The organism is Streptomyces sp. NPDC054765 (assembly GCF_053612065.1).
The window spans coordinates 44807-60666 of record NZ_JBSHBP010000025.1 but is presented as its reverse complement, the minus strand read 5'-3'; the positions used below and the strand labels follow the sequence as shown (position 1 = coordinate 60666).

The window sequence follows — 15860 nt, the reverse complement described above, 5'->3', positions numbered from 1 at the left end:
GGGCGTCCTGCCGGGTCGTGCCACCGGATGCGTGCCGCGCACCGATCCGGTGGCGCTCCCAGTGAAGACTCCGCCGGCCCCCGGAACTCATCGCCACACCGCCGCAAAGCTCCCGGCTACTCCGTATACCGCTCCCGCAGCACCGCCTTGAGCACCTTGTTCAGCGGACCGCCGCGCGGCAGCTCACCGACGATCTCCAATTGCTCCGGCAGCTTCTGCGTCATCAGCCCGGCCGCCCGCAGATGCGCGGTCAGCACGTCCAGGGTCAGCGCCGGCCCGGCCGGACCGGCGGGCGTGACCACCGCGCACACCCGCTCGCCGCGTTCCCGGTCCGGCAGCCCGATCACCGCCGCCTCCGCCACTGCCGGGTGGGTGTGCACCAGATCCTCGATCTCCTGCGCGGAGAGGTTCTCGCCCTTGCGGATGATGATGTCCTTGAGCCGCCCGGTCAGCACCAGATGCCCGTCGGGACGCAGATATCCCAGGTCGCCGGTGCGGAAGGCACCGTCGGCGGCAAAGGCCCCGGCCGTCAGCATCGGGTCCGTGTACCGCCGGAAGAGCATCGCCCCCTTCAGCGTCACCTCACCGGACTCCCCGGTTCCGGCCTCGCTCCCGTCCGGCCGGGCGATCCGTATCTCCGCCCCCGCCACCGGCTTGCCGACCGTCCGCGACAGCTGCTCGTCGCTGTCGTACGGCGTGCCCATCGTGATCATCGGGCACTCGGTCATGCCGTATCCGTGCACGATCGCGCACCCCAGCTCGCGCCCGGCGGCCGCGTACAGCTCCGGTGGCATCGGTGCCCCGCCGCCGGACAGCAGCCGCAGCGAGGGAATCAGCCGCCCGGCCTGCGGCTGCCGCTGCCGACAGCGCTGCGACTCATCGAGAAACGCCTGGTAGAAGGCGGTGCTGCCACCGGCCATCGTCACCCCGTGCCGCCGGTAGACGGCGGCCGCGCGGCCCGGCTCGAAGCTGTCCAGGATGACCGCGGGAAACCCGCTGACCAGCATGGCGATGACATAGTCCGGGCCGGCGATATGCGCGTACGGGAAGGCGATCGAGCCGATGTCGTCCGCGGACATCCCGAGCGCGGTGGCCAGCCCGATGCCGCCGGCGAGGAGTGTGGCGTCGGTGTGCTCGACGCCTTTGGGGGAGGAGGTGGTGCCGGAGGTGTAGTAGATCCAGGTGGTGCCGCCGGCCTCCCGGCCGGCCCGCGTGCCCGCTCCGGCCGGGGCCGGCAGCGCACCCGGATCCCCCTCCGGCAGCCCGTCCGCCACCGAGACCACCCGCACCCCGTCCCCGGCGAGCTTCCGCACCATCGCGGTGTGGTCGAACCCCCGCCACCGGCCCGGTACGAGTACGAACTCGGCCGCCGACTCCGCCAGGATGAAGCCCATTTCGCGCTCCCGGTGAAGCGGAATGACCGGCGTCTGTACGGCCCCGAGCCGGGCCAGTGCCAGCGAGGCGATCACCGTCCCGATCCGCGTCGGCAACTGCCAGACCACCCGGCTCCCCGCCCCGATCCCCAGCTCCCGGAACCCGGCCGCCACCCGCAGCGCCGCGTCGCGCACCCCGTCAAAGCTGACGCTCCGCCCGCCCCCGTCGAAAAACATCGGCGCCCCGCGCGAGGCCCGCGCCCGGTACTCGACCAGTTCCCAGAGCGTGTGTGGACGGGCGGGTTCGAACACGGCGCCTCCTGGCTGTGAGCAGGACGGAACGTGGTCCGCCCCGGTGACCTCGCCGGGGCCGGATGGCGCGACTGTAGCAGCGGAACTGACGGGACGTCAGGTAGCGCGTACGGGAAGGGGCGACCTTGACAGTGCCGTTCAGCGGCAGGGGCGTGAAGTTCCCTGACGAAGTGTCATGGAGTTCCCCGGCGGCGTCGTCGCTCACCGCATTAATCGAAGGAATGCGAGATCTGCCGCAAGGCGCCTGATCCGCAGCCGCGGGCTCATGAGGCAGAGTCGATGGCAAACGGGGCCCGAGCGTCAGCCCGGCCCCCGTTCAATGTCACATCCCGGATCGGGTATCAACGACCAAGGAACTGCGCGATATGCCGTATGTGCTCTGTGGCGGGTTCAGGGCCGATGGTTGTCCAACGACGCCACCGGGGCGTGATTGTCCAGCGGCGTCACGGGTGAGAGGTGACCCTGGATCGCTACGGGGTGGGGCGGGCTGGGTATGTGGTTGTCGGCCGCGGCGGGCAGTGCGGCGGCGCCGAGCGCGACCAATGCGAAGCCGGTGGCAATAAGGGCCTTTTTCGTGTGGGTCATTCCAACTCCTCGGAGACCGGGAAGGGGTGCTGTTCTCAGGACAAGCTAGCGGCAATTGATGGGAGATGTTCGATCATCATGGAAATGGGATGAATATCGCCAGTTTTGCCGCTGAAGGTAAAAGCGCCGCAGGGACCGGTTTCGATGGCATCCCCTCCACGCCATCGAAACCGGCCCCTGCGATCCCCCGAATACATCCCCCGTTGGTTTGACGGGCCCTCACTCGGAGTCGTATGTGGACTGGCGTCAGTCCTTCTGTGAAACGCCGTTCCCCGGGTTGGGCTGGTGATTGTCGTCGGTCAGGGCCGCGGCGATGGGCTGGTGATTGTCCATCGGCCTGATGACGTCCCGGTCTTCCGCCTTCTTCACCTGCGTGGTGGCGCCGGCTCCGATGATGGGCTGGTGGTTGTCCAGGGGCCTGATGACGTCCCGGTCTTCCGCTTTCTTCACCTGCGTGGTGGCGCCGGCTCCGATGATGGGCTGGTGGTTGTCCAGGGGCCTGATGATGTCGCGTTCCCCTGGAGCAGGGGCCTTGTTGTCGGCGTTCACTTGGATCAACTCCTGTGTGGGCGCTTACTGCTTGGCCGCCCGGCCGGCGACTCCCCCGTGGGCCGCCGGACGGGCGTAGCATGGCCGCTCACGATAACTGCGCGGCCTGGGCACCGAGCCGCTTGCCCCCCGAGGCGGCGGATCGATACTGACAAGAGTGGCCCGCGGCGATGAACGATCGATAAACGCCGGAGCCGGCCGCCGAGAGGACGCGATTATGCGACCGCAGTAGGCGAGAGAAGCGCCTGGACGGCCTGGCCGTCGGAGGACCCCAGGCGCTCGAAAATCGCCAGCGCCTCCTGCCAGCACACCCGCGCACGACCGGTCTGCCCGAGTGCGTGAAGGGCGCGCCCCAGCGTGGTCAGAACCGTTGCACGCCAGGAATCGCCGCCGATGCCCCGCAACGCGGTCAGCGCCTGTTCGGCATGGTTTGCGGCGGTGGCGGGCCGACGGGCGGCGAGCTCGACTTCGGCAAGCCGGAAGCTGGTCATCCCCTCCCAGAAGCGCTGCCGGCTGTCCCTGAAAATGGCGAGTGCAGCGGTCAGTTGCGCGGTCGCCTCCTCCAGCCGCATGGCCTGGGTGTACGCGAGAGCCAGGGCGTACATTCCGTTGGCGAGCCGGCGCTTGGCCCCCAGCTGGCGGTATATCGAGAGGCCCTCCTCCGCCAGGTCAATGGCGCTGTCGACCCGTCCGGTATCCAGGTGGACGCGCGACAGGTTGCACAGCGCGCTGGCCTCGGACTGCCGGTTGTTGTCGTCGCGGAAAGCGGACAGGGCTTGGCGGAGGTAGCCCTCTGCGTCAGCATGCCGGTGCTGGGCGTTGGCAATGATCCCGCGGTCGTTGGGTGCGGACGACGATACGTAGGGATCCTCGGAGGCCAGTCCGAGCAACATGGCGGACTTGGCGTTCTCATCGGCCTCGTCCAGCCGTCCTGACAACGTTCGGACATACGTGAGCGCAAGGTGGAAACGCGCTTCCGCGTGCTGGTCCCCGGCCTCCCGGGCAGCCGTCAGCAGCGCGACATTGGCCTGCTCGTACTGCAGCGCGTCGGCGCCGGACTCGGCCAGGTCCTTCGTGAGCAGCAACAGATCGGCGGCCCGTCGCAGAGTCGCCGGGCTGCTCGACTGCCGTGCGCAGGCGAGCAGGCACCCGGCCTCGCTGAACAGCCACTCCAATGCCGCCGCACGGTGGGCGAAGACGAGGCCGGGGTAGCTGGTGCTCTCCATGTGGTCGATCAAGCGGTCACCCGGACGCTCAAGCGCATACATGCATGCTGCGGTTGCCAGATAGAAGTCCAGCAGCCGTGAGGTCGCCGTATCCCGCTCCGACGGCGGGTGTTCGTCGCGTTCGGCGCAGGCGCGTGCATAGAGGCGTACCAGGTCGTGGTAGCGGTAGCGTCCCGGCGCGGCGGACTCCAGGAGAGAGGTGTCCACGAGGGATTCGAGGAGTTCCTCGGTGTCCTCGATGTCCATGTCGAGTACGGCGGCGGCCGCGGCAAGCGAGATGTCCGGGCCGTCTGCCAGACCCAGCAGCCTGAAGGCACGGGCCTGCGCGGGTTCCAGTTGTTTGTAGCCCAGTTCGAAGGTCGCCTTTACGGCGAGGTCGCCGGCCCGCAGTTCGTCCAGGCGCCGGCGCTCGTCGGCGAGCTTGCGCGCCAGGATGGAGACCGTCCACGTACGGCGGGCTGCCAGCCGGGAGGCGGCGATGCGGATGGCCAGCGGCAGGAAGCCGCAGGCCCCGACGACGGCCATGGCGGCCTGCCGCTCCGACGTGACCCGCTCCTCGCCGACGATGCGGGTGAAGAGGGAAAGTGCTTCTTCCGGACTCATCACATCGAGGTCGATGAGGTGCGCACCGGCCAGGTCGTTCATCCGGGCGCGGCTGGTGATCAGTGCGGCGCAGCCCTCCGTGCCGGGCAGCAGCGGCCGGACCTGGGAGGCGTCCCGGGCGTTGTCCAGCAGCGCCAGTACGCGCCGGCCGGCGAGGGTGGAGCGGTATAGGGCGGAACGCTCCGCCAGGCCGTCGGGGATGGAGGCATCCGGCGTGCCCAGGGCGCGCAGGAAGGCGCCGAGGACGGCCACCGGTTCGGACGGGGTGTGGCCGGCGCCCTGGAGGTCGACGTAGAGCTGCCCGTCGGGGAAGTTGTCGCGGGCGGCGTGTGCGACGTGGACGGCGAGGGTGGTCTTGCCGACGCCACCGATGCCGGTCAGGGCCGACACGGCCATCACGCTGCCCTCCGCGGTGGCGAGTTGATCGCCGAGGTCGGAGACGAAGGCGGCACGGCCGGTGAAATCGGCGACGGTGGCCGGCAGCTGCTGTGGGCGCACGACCGCGGGGCCGGTGGGGTCCGTGTCGAAGCTGACGGCGGGCGCGTCCAGATCCGGGTCCGCCCGCAGAATCCGCTGCTGCAGGTCGGAGAGCGAGGCGCACGGATCGACCCCCAGCTCGTCCGCGAGCAGCCGGCGGGTGTCGGCGTACACCGCGAGCGCCTCGGCCTGCCGTCCGCTGCGGTAGAGCGCCAGCATGAGCAGTTCGCGCAGTCGCTCGCGCAGGGGGTGGGAGGCGGTGAGGGCGGTCAGCTCGGACACCGCGTCGGCGTGGCAGCCGGCTTCCAGGACGAGTTCGAGGCGGGCCTCCGCGAGGGTGAGCCGCCACTCCTCGAGCCGGGTGCGCTGGGTTTCCACGTACGGGCCGGCCAGCCCGGCGAGCGGTTCGCCTTCCCACAGCGCCAGTGCCTTGTCCAGGAGTTCACGGGCCCGGACGCGATCGCCGGCGGTCTTGGCCTTCTCCGCCTCGGCGGCGTACTGCTCGGCGTGATCGTGATCGAGGTCCAGGGCATGGCCGTCCACCGGCCGGAGCGCATAGCCACCGGACTCACTCACCAGAGTGTCGGCGTCCGTGCCCAGTGCCTTGCGGAGCCGGGATGCGTACGTGCGCAGCGCGGCGAGCGCGGCGTGCGGCGGGTCGTCGCCCCACAAGGCGTCGACGAGTTCGGGCGCGGTGGCGGTACGTCCGCCGCGCAGCAGTAGTGCGGCGAGCAGCGCACGCTGTTGCGGGGAGCCCGCTGCCAGCGGCGTTGCGCCACGCCAGGCCCGTACCGGACCGAGCACGGAGAAGCGGAGCCGCTCCCGCCCCGGACCGTCGTCCATGGTGTCCCCCCTGCCGTATGCCGTCCGTTCGCGCTGTGCGCACTACCTCGCTGTGCGCAACGGTCAGTCTGCCTTGTCGCGCCCGCTTACGTCAGTAGGGGTCCGGACCGTGCACAAAGCCTCCTCGGCCGACCGGGGCGAGGGGCGGGGTGGCGCACGGTGGGGGCGCGGAGGTCATCCTTCCGTGTGCCCCCTGTCGCCATCCAACCAATTCACATTACTGACGGATCGTCAGATCAGCGCTACCGTGTCCGGCATGGAGACCTTCCCGAAGATCATCTCGGTGGACGACCACACGGTGGAGCCCCCCCACGTCTGGCGGGACCGGCTTCCGTCGAAGTACCACGACATCGGCCCGCGCATCGTCCGGGCGCCCCTGAAGGAAATGACCTTCGTGGGCGGCAAGTTCGCCCCGAAGATGGGCGCCGCGGGGGACGACGGGCCGATAGCCGACTGGTGGGTCTACGAAGATCTGCACCGGCCGCTGACCCGCCTCGACACCGCCGTCGGCTACGCCCGCGACGACATCAAGCTCGAAGGCATCACCTACGAGCAGATGCGCCCGGGGTCGTTCAGCGTGGCCGAACGGCTGGCCGACATGGACGTCAACCACGTCCAGTCCGCCCTCTGTTTCCCCACCTTCCCCCGCTTCTGCGGCCAGACCTTCACCGAGGCCAAGGACCGGGAACTGGGGCTGCTGGGCGTGCGCGCGTACAACGACTGGATGGTGGAGGAGTGGTGCGGCCCGCAGGCGCAGGGCCGGCTGATTCCGCTGACCCTCGTCCCCCTGTGGGACGCGGAACTGGCCGCCGCGGAGGTACGGCGCAACGCGGCCCGTGGCGTACGGGCGGTCTGCTTCAGCGAGATCCCGCCGTATCTGGGGCTGCCCAGCATCCACACGGACTACTGGGACCCCTTCCTGCGCGCCTGCGACGAGACCGGCACGGTCATCGCGATGCACATCGGCTCCTCCAGCAAGATGCCCTCCACCTCCGCCGATGCCCCGCCCGCCGTCGGCTCCACGATCACCTTCGCCAACTGCTGCTTCTCGATGGTGGACTGGCTGATGAGCGGCACGTTCGACCGCTTCCCCGGCCTGAAGATCATGTACGCCGAGGGCCAGATCGGCTGGATCCCGTACATCCTGGAGCGGGCAAACGTGGTCTGGGAGGAGAACCGCGGCTGGGGCGGCGTCGCCGACAAGGTCCTGCGCCCGCCGTCCGAACTCTTCACCGAGCACGTCTACGGCTGCTTCTTCGACGATGCCTTCGGGCTGCGGAACCTCGACGCGATCGGCGTCGGCAACGTCCTGTACGAGACCGACTACCCGCACTCGGACTCGACCTGGCCCAAGTCCCGGGAGGTCGGCGAGTCCCAGATGGGGCACCTCGCGCCGGACGTGGTGGAACAGATCGTTCGGGGGAACGCGATTTCGTTGCTGGGGTTGACGGGGGAGGGGCTGTGGGCGGGGCCGGGGGCCTGAGGTGGGGGACTTCGGCCGAGTGCCGAGGGGCGCGGGAGGAGGTGCGCCACTCCAGGCCGGGCTGCGGTGTGTCTCTTCCTGTGGCTGACCTCCTCGCTCCACCCCTTGCCTGATGGCCCCGTAACCACGACGATGTCCCGCGCAAACAATATGACGATCCGTCAGATATGGCTGGAGGGTCTGTGGTGGACGGCGTGCGCGGTGGGGTGTGGCGGCCGGAGGAGGGGCGGCTGTCGTACGGGATGCAGTTGCCGGTGCAGTCGCAGAGCACTCTTTATGCGGAGAGCTGGGAGGCCGCGGCGGGGCCCGTCGACCTGGTCGCGATCGCGCAGGCCGCCGACCGGTACGGGTTCGCGTATGTCGCCTGCTGTGAGCACCTCGCGATCCCGCGGCGGCTGGCCGAGGCGATGAGCACCGTTTGGTACGACCCGGTCGCCACTCTCGCGCATCTGGCCGCCGTGACCGAGCGGGTGCGGCTGCTCAGCCATGTGGCGGTGGTCGGGCTGAAGCATCCGCTGGTCACGGCCAAGCAGTACGCGACGCTGGACCGGCTCTCCGGCGGGCGGTTGATCCTCGGGGTGGGGGCCGGGCACGTAGCGGAGGAGTTCGAGGTGCTCGGGGTGGACTTCGGGCGGCGTGGGGCGGTGCTGGACGAGACGATTGATGCGTTGAAGGTGGCGCTGGGGCCGGAGGAGTTCCCGAAGTTCGCCGGGGAGCGGTTCGCGTTCGAGGGGCTGGGGCAGGCGCCGCGGCCCGTGCAGAGCCCGCGGCCGCCGGTCTGGGTGGGCGGCTCCTCGCCCGCCGCCGTGCGCCGGGCCGCGGTGCGGGGCGACGGCTGGCTGCCGCAGGGGGACCGGCGGGCGGAGATGCCGGCGCAGATCGGGAAGCTGCGCAGGCTGCGGGAGGCTGCCGGGATCGACGAGCCCGTCGTGATCGGCGCCCTCGCCGAGCCGCTGTACGTCGGCGAGCCCGGGTGGGAGATCGGCCGGCGGGCCCTGTCCGGGGCGCCGGAGCGGATTGCCGCGTCGCTGCGGGAGTACGGGGCGATGGGTGTCGCGCAGATTCAGGTGCGGTTCCGCTCCCGTAGCAGGAGTGAACTGACGGACCAGATGGCTGTGTTCGGGGCGGAGGTTGCGCCGTTGCTCAACGGCTGACGACTGACGGCTGGCGGCTGAGGGCTGAGGGCTGAGGGCTGAGGGCCGGCGGCTGGCGGCTGAGGGCTGGCGGCTGACCGCTGAGGGCTGACGCTTGATGGCTCACGGCTCGCCGCTGAAGCCCCACAGCTGAAGCCCCGCGGCTCGCGGCCCCACGGCTCGCGGCTCGCGGTCGACGGCTGACACCTGACGGCCGGACTGACGGCCGGACGTACTCACCAGCAGAGGAGTGCAGGCATGGGCAAGCTCGACGGGCGGGTTGTCATCGTGACGGGTGCGGCGCGCGGGCAGGGTGAGCAGGAGGCGCGGCTGTTTGCCGCGGAGGGTGCGAAGGTCGTGCTCGGGGATGTGCTCGATGCGCAGGGCGAGGCGCTCGCCGAGGAACTGGGCGAGGACCGGGCCCGCTTCGTCCACCTGGACGTGACGCAGGAGGCGGACTGGCAGGCCGCGGCGGTCGCGGCCAAGGACACCTTCGGGCTGATCGACGGGCTGGTCAACAACGCGGGGATTCTTCGGTTCAACGAGCTGGTGTCGACCCCGCTGGCGGAATTCCAGCAGGTCGTGCAGGTCAACCAGGTCGGCTGTTTCCTGGGTATCCGTACGGTGGCGCCGGAGATCGAGGCGGCCGGGGGCGGCACGATCGTCAACACCGCCTCGTACACGGCACTGACGGGTATGGCCTTCGTCGGGGCGTATGCCGCGACCAAGCATGCGGTTCTCGGGCTGACCCGGGTCGCCGCGGTGGAGCTGGCGGCCAAGAAGATCCGGGTCAACGCGGTGTGCCCGGGGGCGGTGGACACCCCGATGACCAATCCGGCCGCGCTCGACCCGGGTGTCGATGCCGCCGAGTCGAAGCGGGCCGTGGACGAGCTCTACCGGAAGCTGGTGCCGCTGGGCCGGATCGGCCGGCCGGAGGAGGTCGCCAGGCTGGCGCTTTTCCTGTCGTGCGAGGACTCGTCGTACATCACCGGGCAGCCGTTCGTCGTCGACGGGGGATGGCTGGCGGGGGTCAGCGTCATCTGACGGTATGTCAGGTGGGCAGGCGGTGGCTCTTGACGCCCCCTGTGTGCGGTGGAACAGTCGGCACATCAAATCTGACGGAGCGTCAGATTGGCGACAAGCAGCTCAGGGACGGTGAACCTCCTTGGAATTCGGGCTCTTTGTACAGGGATACGTGGGCAAGCGGGCCGAGACCGACCCGCTCGCGGAGCACAAGGCGCTGATGGAGGAGACCGAGTACGTCATCCAGGCGGACAAGTCCGGCTTCAAATACGCCTGGGCATCCGAGCACCACTTCCTGGAGGAGTACTCGCACCTCTCCGCCAATGACGTCTTCCTCGGCTATCTGGCCCATGCGACCGAGCGGATCCACCTGGGCTCCGGGATCTTCAACCCGCTCGCCCAGGTCAACCACCCGGTGAAGGTCGCCGAGAAGGTCGCCATGCTCGACCATCTCAGCGAGGGCCGCTTCGAATTCGGCAGCGGGCGGGGCGCCGGCAGCCACGAAATCCTGGGGTTCCTGCCGGGCATCACCGATATGAACCACACCAAGGAGATCTGGGAAGAGACCATCGCCGAGTTCCCGAAGATGTGGCTCCAGGAGGAGTACGCCGGGTTCCAGGGCAAACACTGGCAGCTGCCGCCGCGCAAGATCTTCCCCAAGCCGTACGGGGCCTCGCACCCGGCGATGTGGTACGCGGCCGGATCGCCGTCCTCGTACGCCATGGCGGCCAAGAAGGGCCTGGGGGTCCTCGGCTTCAGCGTGCAGAAGGTCTCCGACATGGAGTGGGTGCTGGAGCAGTACAAGACGGCGATCCGGGAAGCCGAGCCGGTCGGCGACTTCGTCAACGACAACGTGATGGTCACGTCGACCGCGATCTGCGCCGAGACGCATGACAAGGCCGTGGAGATCGCCGTCAACGGGGAACTCAACTACCTCCAGTCGCTGGTCTTCCGCTACCACGACACCTTCCCGCGGCCCGACGGCATCCCCGAGTGGCCCGAGCTGCTGCCCGACTACACCGCCGAGATCATCGAGCTGCTCATCGCCGAGGAGCTGATGATCTGCGGCAATCCCGACGAGGTGCTCCAGCAGTGCAAGCGCTGGGAGCGGGCCGGCGCCGACCAGCTGAGCTTCGGACTGCCGATCGGGGTGTCGTACGAGGACACCATGAACACGGTCAAGCTCATCGGCGCACACGTGATCCCGAAGATCGACACGGATCCGGTGCACCGGACGACCCGGTTCCGTCAGGCCGCGGGCAGCTGAACCCGCGGAGTCCTGCCCAGGGGAAGGGGGCGTACCGCCCATGCTCGACCACCTGATCAAGGGCGCGACCGTTGTGGACGGGACGGGGACACCCTCGTACCCCGCCGATGTCGGCATCCGCGCCGGCCGGATCGCCGTCGTCGCTCCGCCCGGCACCGTCACCGAGGAGGCGAGGACGAGTGAGGACGCGGCCGATCTCGTCCTCGCCCCCGGCTTCGTCGATCCGCACACCCACTACGACGCACAGCTCTTCTGGGACCCGTACGCGACCCCCTCGCTCAACCACGGAGTGACGACCGTGGCGGGCGGCAACTGCGGTTTCACGCTGGCGCCGCTGCACCCCGGGCGGCCCGCCGACGCCGACTACACCCGCCGGATGATGGCCAAGGTCGAAGGCATGTCCCTGGTGGCGCTCGAAGAGGGCGCGCCCTGGTCGTGGAGCTCGTTCGGCGAATACCTGGACGCGCTGGAGGGCCGGATCGCCGTCAACGCGGGCTTCATGGTGGGACATTGCGCACTGCGGCGCTATGTGATGGGGCAGGACGCGGTCGGCGGGCAGCCGACGCCCGCGCAGCTGGAAGAGATGCTGGCGCTCTTCCACGAGGCGATGGCGGCCGGGGCCTGGGGCTTCTCCACCACACAGTCCACCACCCACTCCGACGGCGACGGGCAGCCGGTCGCCTCCCGGCACGCCCGGCCGGCGGAGCTGCTCGCGCTGTCACGGGCCGTGGCCGCCCACGAGGGCACCCAGATCGAGGCGATCGTGGCGGGCTGCCTCGACCAGTTCGGCGACGACGAGATCGAGCTGTTCGTCGCGATGAGCGCGGCGGCCGGCCGGCCACTGAACTGGAACGTGCTGACGATCGACGCGGCGGTGCCCGAGCGGGTGCCGCGGCAGCTGATCGCGAGCGAGCGGGCCCGGGAGGCCGGCGGCCGGATCGTGGCCCTGACGATGCCGATCCTCACCCCCATGAACATGTCCCTCGGCACCTTCTGCGCCCTGAACCTGATCCCCGGCTGGGGCGAGATCCTGGGCCTGCCGGTACCCGAGCGGATCGAGAAGCTCCGCGACCCCGATGTCCGGGCCGGGATGCTGCGGCGCGCGAACAGCAAGGAAGCGGGCGTCTTCCGGCGGCTGGCCCACTTCGGCCGGTACGTCATCGGGGACACCTACTCCGCGGCGAACGAGGGCCTGACCGGGCGCGTCGTGCAGGACATCGCGGCCGAGCGCGGTCAGGAGCCCTTCACCTGCCTGGTGGAGATCTGCACCAACGACCAGCTGCGGACGGTCCTGTGGCCCATGCCCACCGACAACGACCCGGACTCCTGGGCCCTGCGCGCCGAGACCTGGCAGCACGAGGACGTGCTGCTGGGCGGATCGGACGCGGGCGCGCATCTGGACCGGATGTGCGGTGCGCCGTACACCACGCGCTTCCTCGGGGACTGCCTGCGGGGCCGGAAGCTGGTGGGGCTGGAGCAGGCCGTGAAGATGCTCACCGACGACCCCGCACAGCTCTTCGGGCTGCGGGAGCGCGGGCGCATCGAGGAGGGCTGGCATGCCGACCTGGTCCTCTTCGACCCGGAGCGGATCGACGCCGGCAAGGCCACGCTCGTCCACGATCTGCCCGGCGACAGCCCGCGCCTGGATTCCCGGGCGATCGGCGTCAACGCGGTGTGGGTCAACGGCGTCGAGACGATCCGCGAGGACACGGTGACCGGCGCGGTGCCGGGCACGGTGCTGCGGTCGGGGCGGGACACGAGGACGGTGAGTACGAAGTGACCGATGAACAGAGGCTGTTCATCGGCGGCGAGTGGACCGAGCCCGACGGCGGCCACTACGAGGTCATCGACCCGGCGACGGAGGCGGTCGTCGGGCTCGCACCGGAGGCGAGCCGGGCCCAGGTGCACGAGGCGGCGGCCGCGGCGCGCGAGGCCTTCGGAGCCTGGTCCCGTACGGCGCCGCAGGAGCGCGCGGCGATCCTCGACCGGGCCGCTGAGCTGATCCAGCGCGACTTCACGGCGCACGCCGAGCTTGCGCAGGCGGAGAGCGGCGCCACGACCGGGACGGCGCGAGGGATGCAGGTCGCGGTGGGGCTGGCGCGCTTTCGACGCTATGCGAAGGGGGCGTTCGAATCCGTCGAGCAGGGACTGCCGCCACAGATCAACCAGGCGGGGCCGATGGGGAAGGCGGGGGTGCTCGGCGCTCTCGCCGTGCGCCGCCCGGTCGGCGTCGTCACCTGCATCACCTCGTACAACAACCCGTGGGCGAACCCGGCGGGGAAGATCGCCCCGGCGCTGGCGATGGGCAACACCGTGGTCGTGAAGCCCGCCCCGCAGGACCCGCTGTCGGTGTACCGGATGGCGGCGGCGCTGGCGGAGGCGGGCGCGCCACCGGGGGTGGTCAATGTGGTCAGCGGGGTGTCCGTGGAAGCCGGCGAGGCGGCCGTGGACGCGCCGGACGTGGACATGGTGAGCTTCACGGGCTCGACGGCCGTCGGGCAGCGCATCGCCGAGGTGTGCGGACGCGGGATGAAACGCCAGCTCATGGAGTTGGGCGGGAAGGGCGCGGCGGTGGTCTTCGACGACGCCGACCTGGACTCGGCGGTGGCCGGTATCGGCACGACGTACTCCTTCTACAGCGGGCAGATCTGCACGGCGCCGACGCGGGTGCTCGCGCAGCGAGGGGTGTACGAGGCGCTGGTCGAGCGGCTGGCGCAGTACATCGGGCGGCTGACGGTCGGTGATCCCCGTGCGCGGGGAACGGTGGTCGGACCGGTGATCTCGGCCGCGCACCGCGACCGGGTCGAGTCGTATGTGGAGCTGGGCCAGAAGGAGGGCGCCCGGGTCGTGGCGGGCGGGGAGCGGCCCTCCGCTCCGGAGCGCGGCTTCTATGCCGCGCCGACGCTGCTGGCCGACTGCACTCCCGGCATGCGGGTCGTACGGGAGGAGATCTTCGGTCCGGTCGTCGTGGTCGTGCCCTTCGACGAGGAGGACGAGGGGGTGGCCCTCGCCAACGACAGCGACTACGGGCTCATCGACTACGTGTGGTCCGGCGATATCGCCCGCGCCTTCCGGGTGGCCGGGCAGCTGCGGGCGGGCGGGGTCGGTGTGAACACGGTCGGCCGGCACATGGAAGCGCCCTTCGGCGGTTTCAAGAAGAGCGGAGTGGGGCGCGACGTGGGCTCGTACGCCCTGCATGCGTACAGCGAGCTGCAGGCGATCGTCTGGCCGGGGTGAGAGCGGGCGGCGGGCGGCGGGCGGCGGACGGAGGGTGGCGGGCTGGTCGCTCCCGGTCGTTCCTGGCTGCCCCCGGCCGCCCCTCCCGGCTGCCCCTCGGCCGTTCTCAGCCCCAGTGGCCCAGGAAGACCGGGTTGGTCATGGCGGCCATCGGGCCCGGCAGGCCCGCCGTCGTCGGGGGATGGCGGACTTCCGCGCGTATGTAGGCGGCGTGGTCAGGGGTGGTCTGCCAGCTGATGATGCCGTCGCCCGAGGCGGGCAGCGGGGTGGAGTACAGCCGTCCCTGGTCGGTGACGAAGGAGACCGTGCAGCCCGGGGCACCGGAGACCTTCAGCCGCGCGGTGACCCTCGCCGTACGGGAGACCTCCAGGCGCTCGGCGATCCCGGCATGTTCGCCGCGCTCGCCGCTGACGGAGAAGGCCAGTGCGACCTTCGACGACTCGCCGATCCAGACCCGGCCCGCCCGGATGCCGTCCCGCAGGGCACGGCGTGAGAGATCGTCGGCGAGCACCACCGTCTGTGGCAGGCCCACGACATCCGGGTCGCGGTGGGCGTCGCTGTGGCCGACGGCCGGCAGCCAGTCCGCGCGGCCCCGGGCGTGCGCGACCAGGGTGTTGTCCCACTCGGCGAGGGTGATCTCGTCATCGGGGGTGTACGGGCCGTTCCAGACCTCCACCGCATCGGCTTCATTCAGCCCGAACTTCCAGCTGCAGCCGATGCAGGGGGCGTGCGGATGCGCCGGGATGACCAGGCCCCCGGCCCGCCGGATGGCCCGCGCGTACGTGCCGAAGGCGTTGTCGCGGGCCCGGTAGCGCCAGTCGATGAAGACCCCGGGGTCGGTGCCCATCGCCACCACGTGGCCATTACGGGTGGTGACCTCTTCGCCGGTCAGGATCAGCAGGTCATCGCCCCACAGGCCGTCCCAGGCACCGTGCGCGGAGGTGGTGTTGTGCTCGGAGGTGTTGATGAAGTCCAGCCCGGCTGCGCGGGCCAGCGCGGCGATCTCGGCGGGGGTGCGCTTGCCGTCGGAGTGGACGGAGTGCAGATGGCTGTCGCCGCGGTACCAGGCGCGGCCGCGGCCCCGGGCTCGCTCGGGCGGATGGACCGGTGGCGGGGTGTGCCCCTGGGGCCCGTACCGCAGGGTGACCGTGACGTCGTAGGAGAGTCCTTGCGGCGCGACCGTGTACGGGCCGAGGGCGATGTGCCAGGTGCCGGCGTTGACCGGGCCCGGCAGATACCCGGGGGTGGCATCGTCGGCGCGCAGGAAGAACTCCGTACGCGCACCGCCCGACCAGCCACGGAAGCCGGCGCCGCCGAGGCCCGTGCCCCGCTCGTCGAAGATGCCGATGTCGCAGGCGTTGCCGGCCGTGCCCTCGGGGACGGCGGGCTTGTCGTAGCTGTAGGCAACGGCGATCTCACGGACCCCGGGCGGGACCTCGACCGGCAGATAGACGAAGTCCGGTGCGCCCGTGGGCAGATGGCCCGAGACCCGCCGGGTCTGCTCGCCCGGTCCGCCTCCGGGCCGCCCGGCCGTGGGCGCTGCCCCGGCGAAGCTCACACGTCCGAGCGTCAGCGCGCCCGTCGCGCCCGCAACCGCCGAAATCCTCAGAACGTCGCGTCGTTCCATCCCCGCCACCCCCGTGCCGTGTCGTGTCCGGCTGTTCCGCCGCGCGGCCCGCTCGTTGCGCCGCATGAAAACTGTTGTACGCGGCTGTGACAGAGAGCGAAAGGGCTGTGGATAACCGTCGG

At 70.5% G+C, this 15860-nt stretch carries 11 protein-coding genes; 6 read left to right on the top strand and 5 right to left on the bottom strand.

What is annotated here, in order from left to right:
• Nucleotides 1–116: 116 nt before the first annotated feature.
• From ACWGJY_RS18135 to ACWGJY_RS18120, 4 genes are all read right to left on the bottom strand, one after another.
• The gene (locus ACWGJY_RS18135) at nt 117–1685 is read right to left on the bottom strand and encodes a class I adenylate-forming enzyme family protein (RefSeq protein WP_453261797.1); all 1569 of its coding nucleotides are present in this window, start codon (nt 1683–1685) and stop codon (nt 117–119) included.
• Nucleotides 1686–2075: 390 nt separating this feature from the next.
• On the bottom strand, nt 2076–2270 hold the full coding sequence (locus ACWGJY_RS18130) for a hypothetical protein (RefSeq protein ID WP_453261796.1): 195 nt from the start codon (nt 2268–2270) through the stop codon (nt 2076–2078).
• A 246-nt stretch (nt 2271–2516) separates the two neighbouring features.
• On the bottom strand, nt 2517–2819 hold the full coding sequence (locus tag ACWGJY_RS18125; RefSeq protein ID WP_453261795.1) for a hypothetical protein: 303 nt from the start codon (nt 2817–2819) through the stop codon (nt 2517–2519).
• Nucleotides 2820–3034: 215 nt separating this feature from the next.
• Nucleotides 3035–5968: a BTAD domain-containing putative transcriptional regulator gene (locus tag ACWGJY_RS18120; protein ID WP_453261794.1), complete on the bottom strand. Its 2934-nt coding sequence runs from the start codon at nt 5966–5968 to the stop codon at nt 3035–3037.
• A gap of 256 nt (nt 5969–6224) precedes the next feature.
• On the opposite strand from ACWGJY_RS18120, the gene ACWGJY_RS18115 reads away from it, so the two are divergent.
• From ACWGJY_RS18115 to ACWGJY_RS18090, 6 genes are all read left to right on the top strand, one after another.
• Nucleotides 6225–7451: an amidohydrolase family protein gene (locus ACWGJY_RS18115; RefSeq protein WP_453261793.1), complete on the top strand. Its 1227-nt coding sequence runs from the start codon at nt 6225–6227 to the stop codon at nt 7449–7451.
• A 242-nt stretch (nt 7452–7693) separates the two neighbouring features.
• Entirely contained in the window at nt 7694–8605 is a 912-nt protein-coding gene (locus ACWGJY_RS18110) for a TIGR03619 family F420-dependent LLM class oxidoreductase (protein WP_453261832.1), read from the top strand.
• Between the two features lie 237 nt (nt 8606–8842).
• On the top strand, nt 8843–9628 hold the full coding sequence (locus ACWGJY_RS18105) for an SDR family NAD(P)-dependent oxidoreductase (RefSeq protein ID WP_453261792.1): 786 nt from the start codon (nt 8843–8845) through the stop codon (nt 9626–9628).
• Between the two features lie 121 nt (nt 9629–9749).
• Complete coding sequence (locus tag ACWGJY_RS18100) at nt 9750–10874, top strand: LLM class flavin-dependent oxidoreductase (RefSeq protein ID WP_453261791.1); 1125 nt, start codon at nt 9750–9752, stop codon at nt 10872–10874.
• Between the two features lie 40 nt (nt 10875–10914).
• Nucleotides 10915–12654: an N-acyl-D-amino-acid deacylase family protein gene (locus ACWGJY_RS18095; RefSeq protein WP_453261790.1), complete on the top strand. Its 1740-nt coding sequence runs from the start codon at nt 10915–10917 to the stop codon at nt 12652–12654.
• Entirely contained in the window at nt 12651–14111 is a 1461-nt protein-coding gene (locus ACWGJY_RS18090) for an aldehyde dehydrogenase family protein (RefSeq protein WP_453261789.1), read from the top strand. Before ACWGJY_RS18095 ends, ACWGJY_RS18090 begins: the two co-directional genes overlap by 4 nt.
• Before the next feature lie 106 nt (nt 14112–14217).
• On the opposite strand, the gene ACWGJY_RS18085 is transcribed toward ACWGJY_RS18090, so the two are convergent.
• Nucleotides 14218–15738 (bottom strand): CehA/McbA family metallohydrolase, encoded by a 1521-nt coding sequence (locus ACWGJY_RS18085; protein ID WP_453261788.1) that lies wholly within the window; start codon nt 15736–15738, stop codon nt 14218–14220.
• Nucleotides 15739–15860 lie beyond the last annotated feature (122 nt).